Raw genomic sequence first — 21,492 nt, forward strand, 5'->3', positions numbered from 1 at the left:
TCATACCCCTAGCCAGGCCTTTTCCAGGCTCAGCGTGCGCACCTCGATCACGGCTTCTCCGGCCGGCCAGGACGTGGCGTCGTAACTCAGCCGCACCCATCCGAGCCGGTCATCCATCGCCTCAAGACGCTCCAGATACGCGAGTACATCCAGGTAACCGCCCTGAACCCGAAGCTCCACGGAGTGCGCGAACAACAGCGGCTCTGGCTGCTTACCACCAGCCTCACCAGTTCCGGAGCCGGAGTCTGCGTACACCGGCTCCGGTGTTTTCAATTCCAGTGCCAGCAGAGTCAGGTTGTCCTGCGCCGCCAGAATTTCCCGCAACAACGCTACCATCGCCCTTGGCGCGATCAGTTGGTCTGCGGTCTCGGCCACCTGCTGATCAAGCTGGTCCAGACGACTCTGCCGCTGCTCCAGGCGTTGACGCAGCTCTGCAGAGGGATCCTGAGCCAGTATCTGTTCCAGCTCCTGTTGCCGGGTGAGCAGGTCTGTCTGGCGGGTTTCCGCCAGTACCCGACGGCTTTCCAGGCTCCGGATCTCCTGGCTGACGGGGGCCAGCGCGAGCTCCCAGCCGGCGAAGAGCACGACCACCAGCCCGGTGACCAGCAACAGCACCCGCTCCCTGGCGGGGCGATCATTGAACCAGTCTCCGAGACCTGCCAGGCCACTCTGTCGGGCGTCGCTCATGACTCCTCCCCGGCACCAGGCTCACTGGCCACAAAGAATTCCACCCAGTTGCCTTCGTCCGGGCGATCAAGGCGGAACACTCCAAACGTCCTGCCGGTGAAAGCCGGCGCCTGCCCCAACTGTTCCAGATACAGTGGTACCTGCGCCGAGGTACGGGTCCGGCCTTCGATCTGAATCCGCTGGGGCTGGCCCTCCAGGACAATGCCGGTGAGCCAGACGTTCTCCGGAATCTGCCTCGCCAGGGCCGCCATCTGCGGGGAAAAGCCTTGCCCCGGGCTGACTACCAGCCCCTCCACGCGCTCCAGCAGGCGTTGGCGTCGGGCCAGCGTCTCACTGATACGCTGCAATGCCGCCTCCAGCTCCGGATCCGGCTGGCGACGCTCGACCGCCTCGGACAGACTGGCAACCGCCTCATCCAAACGGACATTCTTTTGTTCCATCGCGGTGACCACTTGCGCCAACTGGCGCTGCTCATAACTGAGCCAGGCCGCGTAGCCGGCAATAACCAGTATCAGCAAAACGGCAACACCGAGAGCCCTGGTCGCGGACAACCGCTGTTGCCGTGGACGCAACTCACTGGTGTAAAGGTTGACCTGCTGAATCACTTGCCTGCCTCCCCGATCAGCGGCAAGCCGGCGCTCCAGGCCGGCAGGCAGCGACTGTCGACGGCACTTTCCAGCCCGAGAGCAGCCCAGTCCAGATTGCTCACGCCTGCGGCCAGGTAGGAAGACAGCATCGAGGCCAGGGGCAGATCACGGTCCTTCGCAACCAGATGGATATGGGCCGGCGGCACCTGGCCCATCTGGCTTTCGTAGTAATCCAGGGAACGTTGCATTTCGAGGGCCAGCGCCTGCACCACGCTTTCCTGCCGGGCCGCATCACGCAACCCTGAGGCAGACACATCGAGGCGCCGGGAAAGGTAGAGGGTCTGCCCCCGGCAGATGATCATCTGGCCGTAATTCTGGCGAAGGTGAACCAGAGCGGCACCCTTGCTGTCCGGATCCAGTCTCGCCGCCAGGTTACGCAGGGCCAGTTCGGCAATATCAATACGACCCGGCTTGAGGCCGGATTGCTGTACCAGTGCAACCAATTCCCTGAGAAGGGAATTACGGGCCGCAACCACATTCACCAGCTCGCCACGGCCACGGGCGGCATCAGCGGGAAACGGAAACACGTCGGAAATAGCATCGGCGGGACTGAACTCCAGCAGATCCCGGAGCTTCCACTTGAGGGCATCGGCAAGCTCGGCGTCGTCGAGACCCGCCGGGCGTTCCATCTGGAACACCTGATACTGTTCCATCGGCAACACCAGATCTACCAGCGCGCCGCTCCACCCATGTTCATCAACGAGGGAACCGAGCACCTCGGCTCGCCGGGCCGGCGGGCATTCCACAAACCCGAGCTGCTGCGCCGGGGAGGCAGGCGCCACCGACCAGGCAATACCATCCGGACGTACCTCCAGGGCAACGCGCACGGGTGATCCGCCAGGTCTCAAGAATCCGGTGATCTTTTTGAAAAGGGTGTTGTCAGTCATGAACCTGGGCTGGAAGCCGGGGCCACTCGCAAGGCCCTAATTATCATTATGTGCCTGAGTAACAGGCGGAACTCTAATTGACCTGCAATGATAGGTTAAAAAGTGAGCGCAGTTCTATGTTTTTTTGAACCATTTCACGTTCTTTTGCACCCCGGTAACAAAAAGCCCCGGACGCGCTTGCAATCCGGGGCTTTTTTGTTCAGATCGACGGATCTTGACTAGAAGGGAATATCGTCGTCAAAATCATCAACCGGCTCGGGCATGCTGCCCTGGGAAGGCTGGTTGTAACCGCCTGACTGCTGACCTTGGGCCGGCGCATTCTGCTGACCAGCCGGGGCATTGTAGCTCGACTGCTGCGGGCGGCCTGCCGGAGCGCCCTGGTTCATACCACCTTCACCACCACGGCTGTCCAGCATTTGCATCTGGCCGTTGATGTCGACCACCACTTCGGTGGTGTATCGGTCCTGGCCATCCTGCCCCTGCCATTTGCGGGTCTGCAGCTTGCCCTCGATGTAGACCTTGGAACCCTTGCGCAGATACTGCCCGGCCACTTCAGCCACCTTGCCGAACAGCACGATACGGTGCCACTCGGTTTTCGGCACCAGCTGGCCGGTCTGACGATCCTTGTAGCTCTCATCGGTTGCCAGGTTCAGGTTCACCACGGCATTGCCGTTCGGGGTATAGCGGGTCTCCGGGTCTTGGCCCAGATTGCCGATAAGAATGACCTTGTTTACGCCTCGTGCCATCATCAACTCCTGAATGTATTTTCAAGGGAAGCCGCACTCCCTGCGACCTTCCGGATTTCAATAACCGTTACCCTGCCGGACAAACGCCAGCTCCGCAAGTAACCCTTCATCAAATTTCTGCCTGTCCACCTTCAGGTAGGCGGTTGCGGCATCTTCGACGATAACCACATCCTGAACTCCGGGCAGGCGACGCAGGCGTTCATCGATATCGTCGTAAGTCTGGCTGACTGCCTGCTGTAACTGTACCACGAAACTGGTAGTGTAACCCGGCGCCGGCATGGTCAGGGCCACCAGTAACCAGGCCGCCAGCACGGCCACCATCATCCATACCACACCCACAACGCCGGCCGTCTCCAACAGGACACCACCCAGCGCACCACCGAGAAACGCACCCAGGAACTGGGAGGTGGAGTAAACCCCCATGGCCGTTCCTTTGCTCGCCGCCGGCGCCTCCTTACTGATCAGGGACGGCAGGCTGGCTTCGAGCAGATTGAAGGCCATGAAAAAGAAGAACAGTACAGCCCACGCCTTGACCAGGCTGCCACCCAGCCCGGCCAGACCGGCAGTCGCCAGCGTCAGCAACGCGATGGCACCACAGAGCACCGGCTTCATCTTGCGCTTCTTCTCACCAATGATGATGAACGGCACCATAGCGAAGAAAGAGGTCACCATGACCGTCAGGTAGAACCACCAGTGCGAACTGGCCGCCAGGCCCAGTCGCTCCTCAAGTACCGACGGGAACACGAGGAACAGCGCAGTCAGCACCAGGTGCAAGGCGAATATGCCAAAGTCCAGCCGGACCAGGCGACCATCCACGAGCACCCGGCCGAGCATGTCTTTTGCCGGGTGGGTATCGGCGCTGATCTTGTGCTGGTGCGGGGTCGGCACCACCCGGCTCACCACCACCAGGGCAATCAGGGCCAACACTGCAGTGGCATAGAAAATGCCCTGGAGCCCCCAGACTGCCCCCAGCAACGGCCCCAGCACCAGAGACACCGAAAACGACAACCCGATGGAAATGCCCACGGTGGCCATGGCCTTGGTGCGCTCCTCTTCCCGGGTCAGGTCACTGAGCAGCGCCATCAATACACTGGCGATGGCACCGGCGCCCTGGAGAATCCGACCGGCAATTACAACGTATATGGACTCGGTTGCTGCAGCGAGCAGGCTGCCGGTCGCAAAGAGAATCAGCCCCAGATAGATCATCCTCTTGCGACCGACACGGTCGGAGAGAAGCCCGAAAGGAATCTGCAGCAGGGCCTGGCTCAGGCCATAGGCGCCGATGGCCAGGCCGAGCAACGCGGGCGTGGCACCCTGGAGGTCTTCGCCGAGCAGCATGAACACCGGCATGACCATGAACAGCCCCAGCATTCGCATGGCATAGACCGATGCCAGGGCTGCTACGGAGCGTTTTTCCAGCGCGTTCATCGCGATGTTCACCTCAGCCGGGGTTGAAAGCAGATAACCGGGAGGCCAGATACCTCCCGCAGGCGGCGCATTGTAACAGAACCGATCGGACCGAGGGACTCCCGGGACCGTCTCGGTCAATACCGGTTTCACCGGCCTTCCGGTAACGCGGTATAATTCTCGTTTTTCCCAGATTGAGAGGTGGTATGGACCATATCCAGATCAAGGGTGCACGCACCCACAACCTGAAGAACATCGACCTGGATATGCCAAGGGACAAGCTGATCGTGATCACAGGCCTGTCCGGCTCCGGTAAATCGTCGCTGGCTTTCGACACCCTGTACGCCGAGGGCCAGCGCCGGTACGTGGAATCTCTCTCCACCTATGCCCGACAATTTCTGTCCATGATGGAAAAGCCCGATGTGGACCACATCGAAGGTCTGTCACCGGCGATTTCCATCGAGCAGAAGTCCACCTCTCACAACCCCCGGTCCACGGTGGGCACCATCACCGAGATCTATGATTACCTGCGACTGCTGTTCGCCCGTGCCGGCGAGCCCCGCTGCCCGGATCACGGCCAGCCGCTGGAAGCCCAGACGGTCAGCCAGATGGTGGATCAGGTCCTGGCCATGCCCGAGGGCAGCAAGCTGATGATCCTGGCCCCGGTCATCCGGGACCGAAAAGGCGAGCACCTCCACGTGATCGACAACATGCGCAGCCAGGGTTTTATCCGGCTGCGGGTCGACGGCACCGTCTACGACATCGACGATGTGCCCGCCCTGGACAAGAAGCGCAAACACCAGATCGACGTGGTGGTCGACCGCTTCAAGGTCAAGGAAGGTCTGGAACAGCGCCTGGCCGAGAGTTTCGAAACCGCTCTGGAACTGGCGGACGGCATCGCTCTGGTCGCGCCCATGACCGGCGAGGGCGAGGAACACACCTACTCCGCCCGCTATGCCTGCACGCAATGCGGCTACTCCCTCAGCGAACTGGAACCCAGGCTGTTTTCCTTCAACAACCCCGCCGGTGCCTGCCCGACCTGCGATGGCCTGGGGGTGAAGCAGTTCTTCGACCCCGAAAAGGTCATCCAGCACCCGGAGGCGACCCTGGCCGAAGGTGCAATCAAGGGCTGGGACCGGCGCGCGGTGTATTACTTCCAGATGCTGTCGAGTGTGGCCGAGCACTACGGTATGGACCTGGAAACACCCTGGATCGACCTGCCCGAGTCTTTCCAGCAGGTCCTGCTGTATGGCTCCGGCTCCGAGGAGATTCCGTTCCGTTATGTGAACTCCCGCGGTCATATCATGGAAAAGGCCCACCCTTTCGAAGGCATTCTGCCGAACCTGGAACGCCGCTACCGGGAAACGGACTCCCAAAGCATGCGCGAGGAGCTGGCCCGCAACCTGAGCACCCAGCCCTGTACGGACTGCGGCGGCTCCAGGTTGCGCCGCAGCGCCAGGCACGTCTTCATCGAGGAGCGGAACCTGCCCGAGGTGACCCATCTGCCGGTGGGCGAGGCACACGATTATTTCGAACAGCTGACCCTGCCGGGCCGGAAAGGCGAAATCGCCGAGAAGATCCTCAAGGAGGTGCGGGAGCGTCTGCAGTTCCTGGTGAATGTGGGGCTGGAATACCTGACCCTCGAGCGCAGCGCCGATACACTCTCCGGCGGCGAGGCCCAGCGCATCCGCCTGGCCAGTCAGATCGGCGCCGGTCTCGTCGGCGTCATGTACATCCTGGACGAGCCCTCCATCGGACTGCATCAGCGGGATAACGACCGTCTACTGGCTACACTCACCCATCTGCGGGACCTGGGAAACACGGTAATCGTGGTCGAACACGATGAGGACGCCATCCGTGCCGCCGATTATGTGATCGACATCGGTCCCGGCGCCGGGGTCCACGGCGGCCATGTCGTTGCCCAGGGGCGCCCCGAGGACATCATTGCCAATGAGAACTCCCTGACTGGTCAGTACCTCAGTGGCCAGAAGGAAATTGCCATACCGCCGACGCGAAACACGGGCTCCGGAAAGCAGTTAACCCTCACCGGTGCCACAGGCAACAACCTCCGGGACGTAACCCTGAATCTCCCCCTGGGAGTGATGACCTGTATTACCGGGGTATCCGGCTCCGGCAAGTCCACCCTGATCAACAGCACTTTGTACCCGGTGGCCGCCGCCAAGCTGAACAAGGCGACGAGCCTCAATCACTCGCCTTACAAGAAGCTCAAGGGTCTGGACCACCTGGACAAGGTGATCGACATCGACCAGAGCCCCATCGGCCGCACGCCCCGCTCCAACCCGGCCACCTATACCGGCCTGTTCACTCCCATCCGTGAACTGTTTGCGGGCACCCAGGAGGCCCGTTCCCGAGGCTACAAGCCCGGACGGTTCTCCTTTAACGTCAAGGGCGGACGCTGCGAAGCCTGCCAGGGCGATGGCGTCATCAAGGTGGAGATGCACTTCCTCCCCGACATCTACGTACCCTGCGACGTGTGCAAGGGCAAACGCTACAACCGGGAAACCCTGGAGGTGCGCTACAAAGGCAAGAACATCCACGAAGTGCTGGAGATGACCGTAGAGGAAGGCCGCGAGTTCTTCGATGCCGTTCCGTTCCTGGCGCGCAAGCTACAGACCCTGATCGACGTAGGCCTGTCCTACATCCGGCTGGGCCAGAGCGCCGTCACCCTGTCCGGGGGCGAAGCGCAACGGGTGAAGCTGGCCAAGGAGCTGTCCAAACGGGATACCGGCAAGACCCTGTACATCCTGGACGAACCGACCACCGGCCTGCATTTCTACGATATCCAGCAGCTGCTCAACGTATTGCAGCGCCTGCGGGATCACGGCAACACCATTGTGGTGATCGAACACAACCTGGACGTGATCAAGACCGCGGACTGGATTGTCGACCTGGGTCCGGAGGGCGGCTCCGGTGGCGGGCAGATCATTGCCGAAGGCACGCCGGAGGAAGTCGCGGAGAACCCGGTGTCTCATACCGGCCGCTATCTGAAGCAGATGCTGGCGAAGAGCTGAGATGAAGATGGGGTCAGATGAAGGTTTTCATCAGACCCCGATTTTATCCGTGAACCTTTGGAGGTCCGACCTGAACATGGGGTCAGAAGAACGCTTTCTTCTGACCCCTTTTTATTCCAGGCACAAAAAAGCCGGCGGCGTTTCCACCCCCGGCTCTTCCTGAACCACTGCGAAGATCTTACTCTTCGTCGTCGTCCACTTCTTCCGCTTCGATATCCAGCGGGCGACCCACCAGCTCGACAAATGCCATCGGGGCATTGTCACCGGCACGGAAGCCACACTTAAGGATACGAAGGTATCCACCCGGACGGTCGCTGTAGCGCGGGCCGAGCTCGTCAAACAGCTTGGCTACCGCCGCATCGCTGCGCAGGCGAGAGAACGCCAGGCGACGGTTTGCAACCGAATCATTCTTGGAAAGCGTGATCAAAGGCTCGGCTACCCGACGAAGCTCTTTGGCTTTCGGCAGCGTTGTTTTGATCAGCTCGTGTTCAACCAGTGACGCAGTCATGTTACGGAACATGGCCTTGCGATGCGCACTGGTCCTGCTGAACTTACGACCACTCTTACGATGACGCATTGCTCTGATTCCTTACCTTAAACTAATCGGCGATTAACCGCCCAGAACCCGGTCGTCGCCACGAAGGCTTGCCGGCGGCCAGTTATCAAGACGCATGCCCAGAGATAAACCACGGGACGCCAGGACGTCCTTGATCTCGGTCAGCGACTTCTTGCCAAGGTTAGGCGTCTTCAGCAGCTCAACTTCGGTGCGCTGAATCAGATCGCCGATATAGTAAATGTTCTCAGCCTTCAAGCAGTTAGCTGAACGCACAGTCAATTCCAGATCATCTACCGGACGCAGCAGAATCGGATCGATTTCTTCCTCTTCCTCTACACGCTCCGGCTCTTTCTCGTGATCGAAATCAACGAATACCGCCAGTTGCTGCTGGAGGATGGTCGCCGCCCGGCGAATTGCTTCTTCCGGGTCGATGGTGCCATTGGTCTCCAGATCAATTACCAGCTTGTCCAGATCAGTCCGTTGCTCAACCCGTGCACTTTCCACGGCATAGGCCACGCGACGAACCGGGCTGAAGGTTGCATCCAGCTGCAGGCGTCCGATGGCGCGAGTTTCGTCCTCGTCAAGACCACGCTGGTCGGCTGGCTCATAGCCACGACCGCGGGCAACACGCAGACGCATGTTCAACTCACCGTTTTCACTCAGGTGACAGATCACATGGTCCGGGTTGGCGATCTCGACATCGTGATCCAGCTTGATGTCACCGGCTGTCACAACGCCCGGGCCTTTCTTGCTGAGAGTCAGCTCAGCTTCATCCCGACCGTTCATTTTCACGGCGACGCCCTTGAGATTCAGCAGAATCTCGATGACGTCCTCCTGGACACCCTCAATGGCGCTGTACTCGTGCAGGACACCGTCGATCTGCGCTTCAGTAATGGCGCAGCCCGGCATCGAAGACAAGAGAATACGGCGCAGTGCGCTACCCAGAGTATGACCGAAGCCCCTTTCCAGAGGCTCCAGGGTTACCTTGGCACGCGTGGCGCTGGATTCTTTCACGTCAATGGTACGAGGTGTCAATAACTCATGTACTGAACGCTGCATAGACGCCCCTATCTGCTATCGTTGCTTACTGGGCTTTACTTGGAGTAAAGCTCGACGATGAGGTTCTCGTTGATGTCGGCCGGCAGTTCAGTACGCTCGGGTACTGACTTGTAAACGCCGGACATCTTGTTGGCGTCAACCTCTACCCAGCTTACCGGTGCACGGCTGGCAGCCAGATCCAGTGCGCCTTTGACACGCAGCTGATTCTTGGCCTTCTCGCGCACGCTCACAACGTCACCCGGCTTGACCTGATAGGACGGAATGTTAACCGCCTTGTCGTTGACCAGGATCGCCTTGTGAGAGACGAGCTGACGGGCTTCTGCACGGGTAGAACCAAAGCCCATGCGGTATACAACGTTATCCAGACGCCCTTCCAGAAGCTGCAGCAGGTTTTCACCCGTTGCACCTTTGATACGGGCAGCCTCTTTGTAGTAGTTACGGAACTGCTTCTCAAGCACGCCGTAGATACGACGGACTTTCTGTTTTTCACGAAGCTGTACGCCGTACTCGGACAGACGACCGCGACGCGCGCCGTGCATACCCGGCGGAGTCTCGATGTTGCACTTGGAATCGAGCGCGCGAACGCCGCTCTTCAGAAAAAGATCTGTCCCTTCACGACGAGACAGCTTGCACTTCGGGCCTATATAACGAGCCATATTTCACTGTCTCCTGTGTTAGACGCGGCGCTTCTTGGGCGGACGGCAGCCGTTATGGGGAATCGGCGTCACATCAGTGATGTTGGTAATCTTGTAGCCACACGCGTTCAGCGCGCGAACTGCAGATTCACGTCCGGGCCCAGGACCCTTAACCTCTACGTCCAGGTTTTTAAGGCCGTATTCAGCAGCCGCATTACCGGCTCTTTCAGCTGCTACCTGCGCAGCAAAAGGTGTACTCTTACGTGAGCCGCGGAAGCCGGAACCACCAGAGGTGGCCCAGGACAGGACGTTGCCCTGACGGTCCGAAATGGTCACGATAGTGTTGTTGAAGGACGCGTGAATGTGCGCGACGCCATCAACAACCGTCTTTTTCACCTTTTTACGGGTACGTGTACCTGGCTTTGCCATGTTTGCCTACCTGTTACTTGCGAATAGGTTTGCGAGGACCTTTACGGGTGCGGGCGTTGGTCTTGGTGCGCTGGCCACGGACCGGAAGGCCATGACGGTGACGCAGACCACGGAAGCAACCGAGATCCTTCAAACGCTTGATGTTCATCTGTACTTCACGACGCAGATCACCTTCGACGACGAACTTGCCCACTTCTGCACGAAGGGATTCAAGCTGCTCGTCGCTAAGGTCTTTGACCTTAAGGTCCGGCTTGACGCCGGTTGCGTCGCAAAGCTTCTGGGCTGTTGTCTTGCCAACACCAAAGATGTAGGTCAGCGAGATAACAGCATGTTTGTTATCGGGTATATTGACACCGGCTATACGTGCCATCCAAATTACTCCGCGTTCAAAGCTTTGCTGTGTGAATTTTCCGCCACAAAAAGGGCGCGAAATAATAGCGCCTGACCCGCTTCCGAGTCAAGCGCCATCATTCCGAACCCCTTTTGCAATGTCAGGAGTGTTCCCGGAGGGATCAGCCCTGGCGCTGCTTGTGACGAGGCTCCGTGCAGATGACTCGAACCGAGCCATTGCGACGAATTACTTTGCAGTTACGGCAAATTTTCTTTACCGAAGCGCGTACTTTCATTGTCGACTCCAGTTTTCAAGGGGAACGGTGTTACCCGTTCCGTCCATAGCCCTTGAGATTGGACTTCTTCATCAGTGATTCATACTGATGGGACATCAGGTGCGACTGTACCTGCGCCATGAAATCCATCACCACGACTACCACAATCAGCAGTGACGTACCGCCCAGATAGAAAGGTACATTCCCTGCCACCATCAGGAACTGAGGGAACAGGGACACTGCCGCAATGTACATTGCGCCGAACAGCGTCAAGCGGGTCAGCACACCGTCAATGTACTTGGCGGTCTGCTCGCCCGGACGGATGCCCGGAATAAACGCTCCTGAGCGCTTGAGGTTATCCGCGACTTCTTTCGGGTTGTACATCAGCGCTGTGTAGAAGAAGCAGAAGAATACCACTGCTGCCGCGAACAGGATAATGTACAGAGGCTGACTCGGTGCCAGTGCCTGGGAAACGTCGCTCAACCACTCCATACCTTCACCCTGGCCGAACCACTGCCCGATGGAAGCCGGGAACAGCAGGATGGAGGAGGCGAAGATGGGCGGAATAACACCCGCCATGTTCACCTTGAGCGGCAAATGGCTGGACTGCTGGGCAAATACCCGGCGCCCCTGCTGCCGCTTGGCGTAGTTGATGGTCAGACGACGCTGACCACGCTCCATGAACACCACAAACCCGATAACGGCCACAGCCAGGATACCGATCCCGAGAACCACCAGCAGGCTCATCTCGCCATTACGTGCCTGTTCAAGCGTCTGACCGATAGCGCCGGGCAACCCGGCAACGATCCCGGCGAAGATCAGCAACGAAATACCGTTACCAACGCCGCGCTCGGTGATCTGCTCACCCAGCCACATCATGAACACCGCACCACTGACAAATGACACAACTGCCACGAAGTGGAAGCTGAAGCTATCGTTAAAGGTGACACCCTGAGATGCCAGCCCCACAGATATACCAGCACCCTGAACCAGGGCCAGGATGACCGTGCCGTACCGAGTGTACTGGCTGATCTTGCGACGACCAGCCTCGCCTTCTTTCTTCAGCTGCTCAAGCTGCGGACTGACCGCAGTCATGAGCTGCATGATAATGGAAGCCGAGATGTACGGCATGATACCGAGAGCGAAGATACTCATGCGCTCAAGCGCACCACCGGAAAACATGTTGAACATGCTCAGGATCGTGCCCTGATTCTGCTCAAACAGTGCCGCCAGACGGTCGGGGTTGATACCCGGCACCGGAATATGGGCACCGATCCGGTACACCAGCAATGCCAGGAAGACAAACCAGAGCCGCGATCGCAGCTCCGCCAGTCCTTTACCCGCGCCCGCAGGCAATGATGCTGTCTTGGCCATTTAGTCCTCGACTCGCCTTAGTCCTCGACTTTACCGCCCGCGGCAGCAATTGCCTCGCGTGCGCCTTTGGTGACCCGCAGGCCCTTCACGGTTACCGGACGGCTCAGTTCGCCGGACAGGATAACCTTGGCTTCACGGATCTCTTCACGGATCACGTCAGCCTTTTTCAGGGCTTCCAGATCAACCATATCGCCTTCAACCTTCGCCAGTTCGTTCAGGCGAATCTCGGCAACATAACGCTGCTGACGGGAAGTGAAACCAAACTTCGGCAGACGACGAGCCAGCGGCTGCTGACCGCCCTCGAAACCGGGAGCTACGGTACCACCGGAACGGGCCTTCAGACCCTTGTGACCACGGCCACCGGTCTTACCGAGGCCGCTACCGATACCACGACCAACGCGCTTGGCGTCCGGGCGTGAACCGGGTTCTGGAGCAAGTTCGTTCAGACGCATCTTAGTTCTCCTCAACCCGTACCAGGTAATTTACCCGGTTGATCATGCCGCGGATGGAAGGAGTGTCTTCCAGCTCCACGGTCTGACCGATTTTACGAAGACCCAGGCCCTTCACGCACAGCTTGTGCTTGGGCTGGCAGCTGATAGGGCTGCGGGTCAGTGTAACTTTGATTGTTTTCGCGTTCGCCATGACTTCAACCCAGAATATCTTCCACGGATTTACCGCGCTTGGCTGCAACGTCCTCAGGCGCCTTCATGGCCTGGAGACCCTTGATGGTGGAACGTACCACGTTCACCGGGTTGGTAGACCCGTAACACTTGGACAGTACGTTCTGCACACCCGCCACTTCCAGGACCGCACGCATCGCACCACCGGCGATGATACCGGTACCTTCGGAAGCCGGCTGCATGTAGACCTTGGAGCCGCCATGCTGAGCCCGGACCGGGTACTGCAGAGTGGTGCCGTCCAGCGCCACGTCTACCATGTTCTTACGTGCAGCTTCCATGGCCTTCTGGATGGCAACCGGAACTTCCCGGGCCTTACCACGGCCGAAGCCAACGCGACCTTTACCATCACCCACTACGGTCAGTGCGGTGAAGGCGAAAATACGGCCACCTTTTACAACCTTGGCGACTCGGTTTACCTGAACCAGCTTCTCCTGGAGCTCAGGCGCCTTCTGTTCGTTAACGCTCATCTTCTCCACCTCTTAGAATTGCAAGCCAGCTTCACGGGCAGCGTCGGCCAGAGCCTGGACGCGACCGTGATAACGGTAACCGGAACGGTCAAACGCAACCTTTTCAACGCCAGCCGCCTTGGCACGTTCAGCGATCAGCTGACCGACCTTCTTGGCAGCATCCACGTTACCGGTTGCGCCCTGGCGCAGTTCCTTATCCAACGTGGAGGCAGAGGCCAGCACCTTGCTGCCGTCTGCAGTAGTGACCTGGGCGTACATATGACGCGGAGTGCGGTGAACGCACAGACGATCAGTACCCAGTTCACGGATCTTCATGCGCACTTTGCGTGCGCGACGCAATCTTTCGTTATTCGCGCTCATAGTCCCGCCTTATTTCTTCTTGGCTTCTTTGCGTCTGACCTGCTCATCCGCATAACGAACACCCTTGCCCTTATAAGGCTCGGGCGGACGGAACGCGCGGATTTCAGCAGCGACCTGGCCAACCTGTTGCTTGTCGATACCGCGAATCACGACTTCCGTGTTGGACGGAGTCTCGGCGGTAACACCCTCGGGCAGCTCGTACTCGACCGGGTGAGAAAAACCCAGTGTCAGGTTGAGCTTCTTACCCTGCGCCTGGGCACGGTAACCTACACCCGTCAGCGTAAGCCTGCGCTCCCAACCTGTAGAAACGCCGGTGACCATGTTGTTAATCAGAGCACGGGTCGTACCAGCAAGAGCACGGGACTGTTTTGCACCATTGCGGGCTTCAAAGCGCAGAACGTTCTCTTCCTGCTTTACTTCAACCGCCTGGTGAATGGTGAATTGAAGCGCTCCCTTGGAGCCCTTCACGTTAATTTCCTGTCCGTTCAGCTTAACCTCAACACCGGAAGGCAGCACGACAGGATTATTGGCAACCCTGGACATGTGTATCTCCTAGAATACGGTGCAGATGACTTCGCCACCCACGCCGGCAGCTCGTGCGGCGCGGTCTGTCATAACGCCCTTGGACGTTGAGACAATCGCGACTCCCAGACCACCGGATACTTTCGGCAGTTCCCCAGCGCCCTTGTACTGGCGCAGACTCGGACGGCTGACCCGCTTGATCTCTTCAATAACCGGCTTGCCACCGAAGTACTTCAGAGTAATCGTCAGCTCGGGCTTCGCGTCAGCTGAAACAGAGAAATCTTCAACGTAACCTTCGTCTTTGAGGACCTGGGCTACGGAGATCTTCATTTTTGAAGACGGCATCGTAACGTCTGCTTTGGATGCCATCTGGGCATTACGGATACGGGTAAACATATCCGCAAGCGTGTCTTGCATACTCATTGGTATGAGGCTCCTGATCTTTTTAGTTGTGCAGCGGCTTGCCGCACCGCTTACCAACAGGCTCACCTGACCGAAGTCAGGCGGCCTATCTTACCAGCTTGCCTTGGTCAGGCCCGGAACGTCACCGCGCATGCCGTATTCACGGAGTTTGATCCGTGAAAGCTCGAACTTGCGCAGAACGCCGTGGGGACGACCAGTCACCTGGCAACGATTACGAAGACGCGAAGGAGACGCATCGCGAGGAAGCTGTTGAAGCTTCATCTGCGCATCCCAACGCTCGTCGTCGCTGGTATTCGGGTTCTTGATAATCGCCTTGAGCTCTGCACGCTTGGCTGCGTATTTCGCAACCGTCTTCTCGCGCTTGAGCTCGCGCTGTTTCATGGAAACCTTAGCCATGTCTCTCGTTCCTTATTTCTTGAACGGAAAGCCGAAGGCTTTCAGCAGTTCGCGACCTTCGTCGTCGGTACCGGCAGTGGTGGTGATGGTGATGTCCAGACCACGGATCTTGTCGACCTTGTCGTACTCGATCTCGGGGAAAATGATCTGCTCACGCACACCCATGCTGTAGTTACCGCGCCCGTCGAAGGACTTGGGGTTCAGACCGCGGAAGTCACGAATGCGGGGAACCGCAATGTGAACCAGACGATCGAAGAATTCCCACATACGCTCGCCACGCAGGGTAACCTTGCAGCCGATAGGCCAGCCTTCACGGATCTTGAAACCCGCAACGGACTTACGTGCCTTGGTAACAACCGCTTTTTGACCGGCCAGGCGCTCAAGATCCGCCACGGCATTCTCAATCAGCTTCTTGTCACCAACCGCTTCACCGACACCCATGTTCAGGGTGATCTTTTCGATACGCGGTACCTGCATCACGTTCTTGTAACCGAACTCTTTCTGCAGGGCGGGTACCACTTCCTGACTGTATTGCTCTTTGCTATTTAGCATCGTAACCACCACCGCTTACTGGTTATCGACAGCTTCGTTCGTGGACTTGAAGATCCGCACTTTGCTGCCGTCTTCCTTCACCTGAAAGCCGACGCGATCGGCTTTGCCGGTCTGCGGATTAAAGATAGCCACGTTGGAAACCTGGATAGGTGCTTCTTTCTCGACGATGCCACCCGGGGTGCCCAGCATCGGGTTCGGCTTGGTGTGCTTCTTCATCATGTTGATGCCAGAAACAAGCACTCGGCCATCATCCTGAACCTTCAGGACTTTACCACGTTTGCCTTTGTCTTTGCCCGTGGTGACGATTACTTCGTCATCTCGTTTGATCTTTTTCATAACCGGCCTCTGGTCCTTTAAAGTACTTCGGGTGCCAGTGAGATAATTTTCATGAACTTCTCATTACGCAGTTCACGGGTAACCGGTCCGAAGATACGGGTACCAATCGGTGCGTCCTGATTGTTCAGAAGTACTGCCGCGTTTCCGTCGAAACGGATCAGCGAACCGTCGGGACGGCGCACACCCTTGCGAGTGCGTACCACGACAGCTTTCAGGACCTGGCCTTTCTTCACTTTACCGCGGGGGATGGCTTCCTTGACGGTTACCTTGATGATATCCCCTACGCTGGCGTAACGCCGGTGTGAACCGCCCAGGACCTTGATGCACATCACCTGACGCGCACCGCTGTTATCCGCGACTTCAAGCATTGTTTGAGTCTGAATCATGGTTGTTCTCCGGGCGAATTACACCTTGGATGCACGTTCGGTAACTTCCACCAGAGCCCAGCTCTTGGTCTTGGAGACCGGACGGGTTTCCTGGATCGTTACAGTGTCACCGATGTTGCACTGATTACTCTCATCGTGAGCGTGAATCTTGGTAGAGCGCTTCATGTACTTACCGTACAGCGGATGCTTCACCTGACGCTCGACCAGAACCACGATGGACTTGTCCATCTTGTTGCTCACGACCTTCCCGCTCAGAGTTCTGGCAGTTTGGGTAGCTTCGGTCATGTCACTGTCCTGCCTTTTCGTTCAATACTGTTTTCACGCGAGCGATGTCGCGTTTCACCTTGCCGAGAAGGTGAGACTGATTCAGCTGACCTGTCGCCTTGCGCATGCGCAGGTTGAACTGCTCCTTCAGGAGGTCGATCAGCTCTTTGTTCAGCTCCTCGACTGACTTTTCACGCAGCTCTGTTGCTTTCATCACATCACCGTCCTCGTTACAAAGGTGGTCTGTACCGGCAGTTTGGCCGCTGCGAGTGTGAAGGCTTCGCGTGCTACGTCTTCAGCAACACCTTCCATCTCGTAGAGCATACGGCCTGGCTGGATCTCAGCCACCCAATACTCGACAGAACCCTTACCTTTACCCATTCGAACTTCAAGCGGCTTGCCGGTGATCGGCTTGTCCGGGAACACCCGGATCCAGATCTTACCGCCCCGCTTGATGCGACGAGTCATGGTACGACGCGCTGCCTCAATCTGGCGCGCAGTTATACGCCCACGGCTGGTCGCCTTCAATCCGTATTCACCGAAGCTCACCTTGTTGGCACGCTGAGCAAGACCGGTGTTACGGCCTTTCATTACCTTGCGGAATTTGGTGCGTTTTGGTTGCAGCATAAGAGTGCCCCTTTACTTAGAACCTTTCTTCCCAGAGGCTTTCTTGTCAGCACGGACCTGCTCCATACCACCAAGAATCTCACCTTTGAAGATCCATACCTTGACGCCGATAACGCCGTAAGTGGTATGCGCTTCGTAGGTTGCGTAATCAATATCTGCACGCAGTGTGTGCAGAGGTACACGACCTTCGCGATACCACTCGGAACGTGCGATTTCAGCACCCCCAAGACGACCGCCTACCTGGATCTTGATACCCTTGGCGCCCTGACGCATGGCGTTCTGTACCGCACGCTTCATTGCGCGACGGAACATCACACGACGCTCGAGCTGACCGGCAACGTTCTGCGCTACCAGGCGGGCATCCAGGTCCGGCTTGCGGACTTCCTCGATGTTGATGTGCACGGGCACACCCATCATGTCGCTGACTTCGCGACGCAGACGGTCAACATCTTCACCCTTCTTGCCGATAACAATACCGGGACGGGCTGTATGGATCGTGATCCGGGCGTTCTGAGCCGGGCGCTCGATCACAATCTTGCTGACAGACGCCTTAACCAGACGCTTGTCCAGGAACTCACGAACCTGAATATCATTCAGCAGGTTCTTGGAGTAGTCCTTCTTGTCGGCATACCAGACTGAGTTGTGCTCTTTGATCACACCCAGGCGAATGCCGGTTGGATTTACTTTATGACCCATCTGAGCATCTCCTACTTGTCGGCGACCTTGACGGTGATATGACAGGTGCGCTTGAAAATACGGTCAGCGCGCCCCTTGGCTCGAGCTTTGATTCGCTTGAGCGTCGGGCCCTCATCCACCATAACGGTGGAAACCCGCAGATCATCTACGTCCAGACCTTCGTTGTGCTCAGCGTTGGCAATGGCGGATTCAAGAGCTTTCTTGATCACGACCGCTGCCTTTTTCGGGCTGAAAGTCAGAATGTTCAGGGCGTCCTCAACAGCCTTGCCGCGTACCTGGTCAGCGACAAGACGCGCTTTTTGAGCTGAGAGGCGAGCGCCCTTGTACTTGGCTGCTACTTCCATTTCTATTACCTCAGAATCAGCGTTTAGCTTTCTTGTCGGCCGCATGACCACGATAAGTACGCGTTGCCGCGAACTCACCCAGTTTATGCCCCACCATATCTTCGGTGACATAAACCGGCACGTGCTGCTTGCCGTTGTGGACTGCAATGGTCAGGCCTACCATCTCCGGAAAGACTGTTGACCGGCGGGACCAGGTTTTAATGGGCCGCTTGTCGTTAGCTTCCAGAGCTGCCTCGACCTTCTTCAACAGATGCAGGTCTATAAAAGGACCTTTCTTCAAAGAACGTGGCACAGCAAATTACCTCTATGTAGTCGTTTACTTGGCCGAACGACGACGTACTATCATCTTGTCAGTACGCTTGTTCTTACGAGTCTTATGCCCTTTGGTCGGAACACCCCACGGAGTAACCGGGTGACGTCCGCCAGAGGTACGCCCTTCACCACCACCATGCGGGTGGTCAACTGGGTTCATAGCAACACCACGTACTGTTGGCCGTTTGCCGCGCCAACGTGATGCACCCGCTTTACCAAGTTGCTTGAGGCTGTGCTCGCTGTTGGATACTTCACCCAGCGTGGCACGGCAATCTACAAGCACCTTTCGCATTTCACCTGAACGCAGGCGGATGGTGGCATATGCACCTTCCCGAGCAACCAGCTGTACGGATGCGCCCGCGGAGCGGGCCAGCTGGGCACCTTTGCCAGGCTTGAGTTCGACGCAGTGGACCACAGAACCGACCGGAATGTTCCGGAGCGGCAGAGTGGAACCCACCTTGATCGGCGCGTCGATACCGGAGCGCACCTGGTCACCGATCTGCATGCCCTTGGGAGCGATGATGTAACGACGCTCGCCATCGGCGTACTTCAACAGTGCAATGTGCGCAGAGCGGTTCGGATCGTATTCCAGGCGTTCGATAACCGCCGGAATACCATCTTTGGTCCGCTTGAAGTCGATAACACGGTAGTGCTGCTTGTGGCCACCACCGATGTGACGAGTAGTAATGCGACCAACATTGTTACGGCCACCAGACTTACTCTTTGTTTCTACCAACGGCTCGTAAGGACGTCCTTTGTGCAGATCCGGGTTGTAAAGTTTTACAACGTGACGGCGTCCGGCAGATGTTGGCTTGGTTTTGACGATCGGCATATTACGACCCCTTTACCTTATTCCACATCCAGAAAATCGATGTCCTGACCTTCTGCCAGCTTGACGTAAGCCTTACGAATGTCATTACGCTTGCCGAACCCGCGGATAGTGCGCTTGAGCTTACCCTTACGGTTCAGAACCTGAACACCTTCTACGGTGACGTTGAACAACTGCTCAACGGCTTTTTTGATCTCCGGCTTGGTGGCGTCAGGCGCTACACGGAACACGACTTGGCCGCGCTCAGCTGCCAGAGATGCTTTCTCTGATACGTGCGGTCCCAGCAGGACCTTGTAAATACGTTCCTGATTCATCCCAGCATCTCCTCGATCTTCTTCAGAGCGGGAACAGTCACCACGACTTTTTCGAAGGCAACCAGGCTGACCGGGTCCAGGCCTGCTACGTCACGAACATCCACGTGGGGAATGTTGCGGGAAGCCAGGTGCAGGTTCTGCTCAACGTTGTCGGACAGAATCAGCGCATTGGATACACCGATGTCCTTCAGCTTGGCATTGAAGGCCTTGGTCTTCGGGCTTTCGACGTTCATGTCGTCAACCACCACCAGACGCTCCTGACGCACCAGCTCCGAGAAAATGGAGCGCATGGCCGCGCGGTACATCTTGCGATTGACCTTCTGCTCAAAGTCGCGGGGCTTGGCAGCAAAAGTTACGCCACCAGCGCGCCAGATCGGGCTACGAATCGTACCCGCACGGGCACGACCGGTACCCTTCTGACGCCAGGGCTTCTTGCCACCGCCACTGACTTCGGAACGTGTCTTCTGAGCCTTGGTACCCTGACGACCGGCTGCCATATAGGCAGTGACCACCTGGTGAACCAGGGACTCGTTGAAATCTTTGGCGAACGTAGCGTCGGAAACAGAGATTCCCTTGCCGCTACCAGTAATTGTCAATTCCATCGCACCGCTCCTCAGGCTTTGACTGCAGGCTTGATGACAACGTCGCCGCCAGTTGCACCGGGGACGGCACCACTCACCAGCAGCAGGTTGCGCTCGGCGTCGACACGGACGATCTTCAGGTTCTGCACGGTGACCTGTGCGTTACCCATCTGGCCCGCCATCTTCTTGCCCTTGAATACCTTGCCCGGGGTCTGGTTCTGACCAATGGAACCCGGTGCACGGTGAGACAGGGAGTTACCGTGAGTAGCGTCTTGCATGGAGAAGTTCCAGCGCTTCACACCACCCTGAAAGCCCTTACCCTTGGACTGACCGACGGCATCAACCATCTGACCGTCTTCAAAGACAGAGGCTGTAATCTCGCCACCAGCGGCCAGATCTTCACCTTCACCATCAGCCAGACGGAATTCCCACACGCCACGACCGGCTTCTACGCCCGCCTTGGCAAAGTGACCTGCTTCCGCCTTGGTTACACGAGAGGAACGACGGGCGCCTACAGTGACCTGAACGGCACGATAACCATCGCTTTCAAGAGTTTTCAGCTGGGTAATGCGGTTGGGCTCAACCTCGATTACCGTTACGGGCAGCGCCTGCCCATCTTCCGTAAAAATACGGGTCATACCGGCCTTCCGACCGACAACACCAATTGCCATGTTTCACCTCTTAAGTGTACGGGGCTCGCACCCTCTATGGCCTTATGACAGTTACACAGACTAATACCGGGCGGTATTAGCCGAGGCTGATCTGAACGTCTACACCTGCTGCCAGGTCCAGCTTCATCAGAGCATCAACTGTCTTCTCCGTCGGCTCAACGATGTCGAGCAGACGCTTATGCGTACGAATTTCATACTGATCACGCGCGTCCTTGTTGACGTGCGGAGAGATCAATACTGTGTACTTTTCCTTCCGCGTCGGCAGAGGAATCGGGCCACGCACCTGAGCGCCGGTCCGCTTTGCGGTATCGACGATCTCCTGCGTGGACTGGTCGATCAGGCGGTAATCAAACGCCTTCAACCGAATTCGAATTTTTTGGCTTTGCATGATGCACCAAACTCCACTCGTAGCAGCTACTGTTTAGCCGACCTTCAAAAAAAGGAGCCGCATTGTATGCATAATACCCAACCCTGTCAACAGCTATGCCGTATGACCAGGTCGGGCAGACTTTGCGACTGAAACAGAAAAAGGGGCTGATGGTTCAGCCCCTTTCTCAGGATCAAGCGAGCAGATTACTCGATGATCTTGGAGACCACGCCGGCACCAACGGTACGGCCGCCTTCGCGGATCGCGAAGCGCAGGCCATCTTCCATGGCGATCGGAGCGA

Annotated in this window: 35 protein-coding genes; 1 reads left to right on the forward strand and 34 read right to left on the reverse strand. The window is 57.7% G+C overall.

The window, feature by feature from the left end:
- The 5 genes from DET50_RS18205 to DET50_RS18225 all read right to left on the reverse strand — a co-directional run bounded on the left by DET50_RS18205 (position 1) and on the right by DET50_RS18225 (position 4,395).
- Positions 1-687, reverse strand: coding sequence for an MSHA biogenesis protein MshJ (locus DET50_RS18205; RefSeq protein ID WP_113864156.1), 687 nt, complete (start codon positions 685-687; stop codon positions 1-3).
- Positions 684-1,292, reverse strand: a complete 609-nt coding sequence (locus DET50_RS18210) for a PilN domain-containing protein (RefSeq protein WP_113864157.1) — start codon at positions 1,290-1,292, stop codon at positions 684-686. Before DET50_RS18210 ends, DET50_RS18205 begins: the two co-directional genes overlap by 4 nt.
- On the reverse strand, positions 1,289-2,161 hold the full coding sequence (locus tag DET50_RS18215; RefSeq protein WP_258546171.1) for a type IV pilus biogenesis protein PilM: 873 nt from the start codon (positions 2,159-2,161) through the stop codon (positions 1,289-1,291). The genes DET50_RS18210 and DET50_RS18215 overlap by 4 nt, the downstream gene beginning before the upstream one ends.
- Positions 2,162-2,439: 278 nt before the next feature.
- A complete protein-coding gene (ssb, locus tag DET50_RS18220; protein WP_113864158.1) occupies positions 2,440-2,967 on the reverse strand; it encodes a single-stranded DNA-binding protein in 528 nt (175 codons plus the stop codon).
- Positions 2,968-3,024: 57 nt separating this feature from the next.
- Positions 3,025-4,395 (reverse strand): MFS transporter, encoded by a 1,371-nt coding sequence (locus DET50_RS18225; protein WP_113864169.1) that lies wholly within the window; start codon positions 4,393-4,395, stop codon positions 3,025-3,027.
- Positions 4,396-4,580: 185 nt separating this feature from the next.
- Here DET50_RS18225 and uvrA point away from each other — a divergent pair, with 185 nt between their 5' ends.
- Entirely contained in the window at positions 4,581-7,406 is a 2,826-nt protein-coding gene (gene uvrA, locus DET50_RS18230) for an excinuclease ABC subunit UvrA (protein WP_113864159.1), read from the forward strand.
- 178 nt (positions 7,407-7,584) lie between these two features.
- On the opposite strand, the gene rplQ is transcribed toward uvrA, so the two are convergent.
- The 29 genes from rplQ to DET50_RS18375 form a co-directional block, all read right to left on the reverse strand.
- Positions 7,585-7,983: a 50S ribosomal protein L17 gene (gene rplQ / locus DET50_RS18235; RefSeq protein ID WP_113864160.1), complete on the reverse strand. Its 399-nt coding sequence runs from the start codon at positions 7,981-7,983 to the stop codon at positions 7,585-7,587.
- Positions 7,984-8,016: 33 nt separating this feature from the next.
- Positions 8,017-9,021, reverse strand: coding sequence for a DNA-directed RNA polymerase subunit alpha (locus tag DET50_RS18240; protein ID WP_092005462.1), 1,005 nt, complete (start codon positions 9,019-9,021; stop codon positions 8,017-8,019).
- A 35-nt stretch (positions 9,022-9,056) separates the two neighbouring features.
- Positions 9,057-9,677, reverse strand: coding sequence for a 30S ribosomal protein S4 (gene rpsD, locus DET50_RS18245; RefSeq protein ID WP_092005459.1), 621 nt, complete (start codon positions 9,675-9,677; stop codon positions 9,057-9,059).
- 18 nt (positions 9,678-9,695) lie between these two features.
- Positions 9,696-10,085, reverse strand: a complete 390-nt coding sequence (gene rpsK / locus DET50_RS18250; RefSeq protein ID WP_007153992.1) for a 30S ribosomal protein S11 — start codon at positions 10,083-10,085, stop codon at positions 9,696-9,698.
- Between the two features lie 13 nt (positions 10,086-10,098).
- Complete coding sequence (gene rpsM, locus DET50_RS18255) at positions 10,099-10,455, reverse strand: 30S ribosomal protein S13 (protein ID WP_113864161.1); 357 nt, start codon at positions 10,453-10,455, stop codon at positions 10,099-10,101.
- A gap of 142 nt (positions 10,456-10,597) precedes the next feature.
- Positions 10,598-10,711 (reverse strand): 50S ribosomal protein L36, encoded by a 114-nt coding sequence (rpmJ, locus tag DET50_RS18260; RefSeq protein WP_004580765.1) that lies wholly within the window; start codon positions 10,709-10,711, stop codon positions 10,598-10,600.
- Between the two features lie 30 nt (positions 10,712-10,741).
- The gene (secY, locus tag DET50_RS18265) at positions 10,742-12,064 is read right to left on the reverse strand and encodes a preprotein translocase subunit SecY (RefSeq protein ID WP_092005453.1); all 1,323 of its coding nucleotides are present in this window, start codon (positions 12,062-12,064) and stop codon (positions 10,742-10,744) included.
- A 17-nt stretch (positions 12,065-12,081) separates the two neighbouring features.
- Positions 12,082-12,516 carry a 50S ribosomal protein L15 gene (gene rplO / locus DET50_RS18270; RefSeq protein ID WP_113864162.1) on the reverse strand — a complete coding sequence of 145 codons (435 nt, stop codon included), beginning with the start codon at positions 12,514-12,516 and terminating at the stop codon, positions 12,082-12,084.
- Between the two features lies 1 nt (position 12,517).
- Complete coding sequence (gene rpmD / locus DET50_RS18275; protein ID WP_008940687.1) at positions 12,518-12,706, reverse strand: 50S ribosomal protein L30; 189 nt, start codon at positions 12,704-12,706, stop codon at positions 12,518-12,520.
- A 4-nt stretch (positions 12,707-12,710) separates the two neighbouring features.
- Complete coding sequence (gene rpsE, locus DET50_RS18280; RefSeq protein ID WP_023010932.1) at positions 12,711-13,211, reverse strand: 30S ribosomal protein S5; 501 nt, start codon at positions 13,209-13,211, stop codon at positions 12,711-12,713.
- Between the two features lie 12 nt (positions 13,212-13,223).
- Positions 13,224-13,571, reverse strand: coding sequence for a 50S ribosomal protein L18 (gene rplR / locus DET50_RS18285; RefSeq protein ID WP_113864163.1), 348 nt, complete (start codon positions 13,569-13,571; stop codon positions 13,224-13,226).
- 9 nt (positions 13,572-13,580) lie between these two features.
- Positions 13,581-14,114 (reverse strand): 50S ribosomal protein L6, encoded by a 534-nt coding sequence (rplF, locus tag DET50_RS18290; protein WP_092005442.1) that lies wholly within the window; start codon positions 14,112-14,114, stop codon positions 13,581-13,583.
- A 9-nt stretch (positions 14,115-14,123) separates the two neighbouring features.
- Positions 14,124-14,516, reverse strand: a complete 393-nt coding sequence (gene rpsH / locus DET50_RS18295; protein ID WP_092005439.1) for a 30S ribosomal protein S8 — start codon at positions 14,514-14,516, stop codon at positions 14,124-14,126.
- A gap of 90 nt (positions 14,517-14,606) precedes the next feature.
- Complete coding sequence (rpsN, locus tag DET50_RS18300) at positions 14,607-14,912, reverse strand: 30S ribosomal protein S14 (protein WP_092005436.1); 306 nt, start codon at positions 14,910-14,912, stop codon at positions 14,607-14,609.
- 12 nt (positions 14,913-14,924) lie between these two features.
- A complete protein-coding gene (gene rplE / locus DET50_RS18305; RefSeq protein WP_113864164.1) occupies positions 14,925-15,464 on the reverse strand; it encodes a 50S ribosomal protein L5 in 540 nt (179 codons plus the stop codon).
- Positions 15,465-15,479: 15 nt separating this feature from the next.
- Positions 15,480-15,800 (reverse strand): 50S ribosomal protein L24, encoded by a 321-nt coding sequence (gene rplX, locus DET50_RS18310; protein WP_092005430.1) that lies wholly within the window; start codon positions 15,798-15,800, stop codon positions 15,480-15,482.
- A gap of 17 nt (positions 15,801-15,817) precedes the next feature.
- Positions 15,818-16,186 carry a 50S ribosomal protein L14 gene (rplN, locus tag DET50_RS18315; RefSeq protein ID WP_007154005.1) on the reverse strand — a complete coding sequence of 123 codons (369 nt, stop codon included), beginning with the start codon at positions 16,184-16,186 and terminating at the stop codon, positions 15,818-15,820.
- An 18-nt stretch (positions 16,187-16,204) separates the two neighbouring features.
- The gene (gene rpsQ, locus DET50_RS18320; protein ID WP_092005427.1) at positions 16,205-16,471 is read right to left on the reverse strand and encodes a 30S ribosomal protein S17; all 267 of its coding nucleotides are present in this window, start codon (positions 16,469-16,471) and stop codon (positions 16,205-16,207) included.
- 1 nt (position 16,472) lies between these two features.
- On the reverse strand, positions 16,473-16,664 hold the full coding sequence (gene rpmC, locus DET50_RS18325) for a 50S ribosomal protein L29 (RefSeq protein WP_008174877.1): 192 nt from the start codon (positions 16,662-16,664) through the stop codon (positions 16,473-16,475).
- Positions 16,664-17,077 (reverse strand): 50S ribosomal protein L16, encoded by a 414-nt coding sequence (rplP, locus tag DET50_RS18330; RefSeq protein WP_092005424.1) that lies wholly within the window; start codon positions 17,075-17,077, stop codon positions 16,664-16,666. The genes rpmC and rplP overlap by 1 nt, the downstream gene beginning before the upstream one ends.
- A 12-nt stretch (positions 17,078-17,089) precedes the next feature.
- Positions 17,090-17,773: a 30S ribosomal protein S3 gene (rpsC, locus tag DET50_RS18335; RefSeq protein WP_092005421.1), complete on the reverse strand. Its 684-nt coding sequence runs from the start codon at positions 17,771-17,773 to the stop codon at positions 17,090-17,092.
- A gap of 11 nt (positions 17,774-17,784) precedes the next feature.
- Positions 17,785-18,117 carry a 50S ribosomal protein L22 gene (gene rplV, locus DET50_RS18340; protein WP_008940674.1) on the reverse strand — a complete coding sequence of 111 codons (333 nt, stop codon included), beginning with the start codon at positions 18,115-18,117 and terminating at the stop codon, positions 17,785-17,787.
- Positions 18,118-18,133: 16 nt separating this feature from the next.
- Positions 18,134-18,409, reverse strand: coding sequence for a 30S ribosomal protein S19 (gene rpsS, locus DET50_RS18345; RefSeq protein ID WP_007154011.1), 276 nt, complete (start codon positions 18,407-18,409; stop codon positions 18,134-18,136).
- Between the two features lie 24 nt (positions 18,410-18,433).
- Complete coding sequence (rplB, locus tag DET50_RS18350) at positions 18,434-19,261, reverse strand: 50S ribosomal protein L2 (RefSeq protein WP_113864165.1); 828 nt, start codon at positions 19,259-19,261, stop codon at positions 18,434-18,436.
- 17 nt (positions 19,262-19,278) lie between these two features.
- Positions 19,279-19,572 (reverse strand): 50S ribosomal protein L23, encoded by a 294-nt coding sequence (gene rplW / locus DET50_RS18355; protein ID WP_008174862.1) that lies wholly within the window; start codon positions 19,570-19,572, stop codon positions 19,279-19,281.
- Complete coding sequence (gene rplD, locus DET50_RS18360) at positions 19,569-20,174, reverse strand: 50S ribosomal protein L4 (RefSeq protein ID WP_113864166.1); 606 nt, start codon at positions 20,172-20,174, stop codon at positions 19,569-19,571. Before rplD ends, rplW begins: the two co-directional genes overlap by 4 nt.
- Before the next feature lie 11 nt (positions 20,175-20,185).
- Positions 20,186-20,824 carry a 50S ribosomal protein L3 gene (rplC, locus tag DET50_RS18365; protein WP_113864167.1) on the reverse strand — a complete coding sequence of 213 codons (639 nt, stop codon included), beginning with the start codon at positions 20,822-20,824 and terminating at the stop codon, positions 20,186-20,188.
- Positions 20,825-20,900: 76 nt separating this feature from the next.
- A complete protein-coding gene (rpsJ, locus tag DET50_RS18370) occupies positions 20,901-21,212 on the reverse strand; it encodes a 30S ribosomal protein S10 (protein WP_004580743.1) in 312 nt (103 codons plus the stop codon).
- A gap of 185 nt (positions 21,213-21,397) precedes the next feature.
- The coding region (locus DET50_RS18375; RefSeq protein WP_207545791.1) for an EF-Tu C-terminal domain-related protein at positions 21,398-21,492 on the reverse strand (95 nt) is incomplete at its 5' end.

Origin of the sequence: Marinobacter pelagius (genome assembly GCF_003315345.1) — a bacterium.
Lineage (GTDB): Bacteria > Pseudomonadota > Gammaproteobacteria > Pseudomonadales > Oleiphilaceae > Marinobacter > Marinobacter pelagius_A.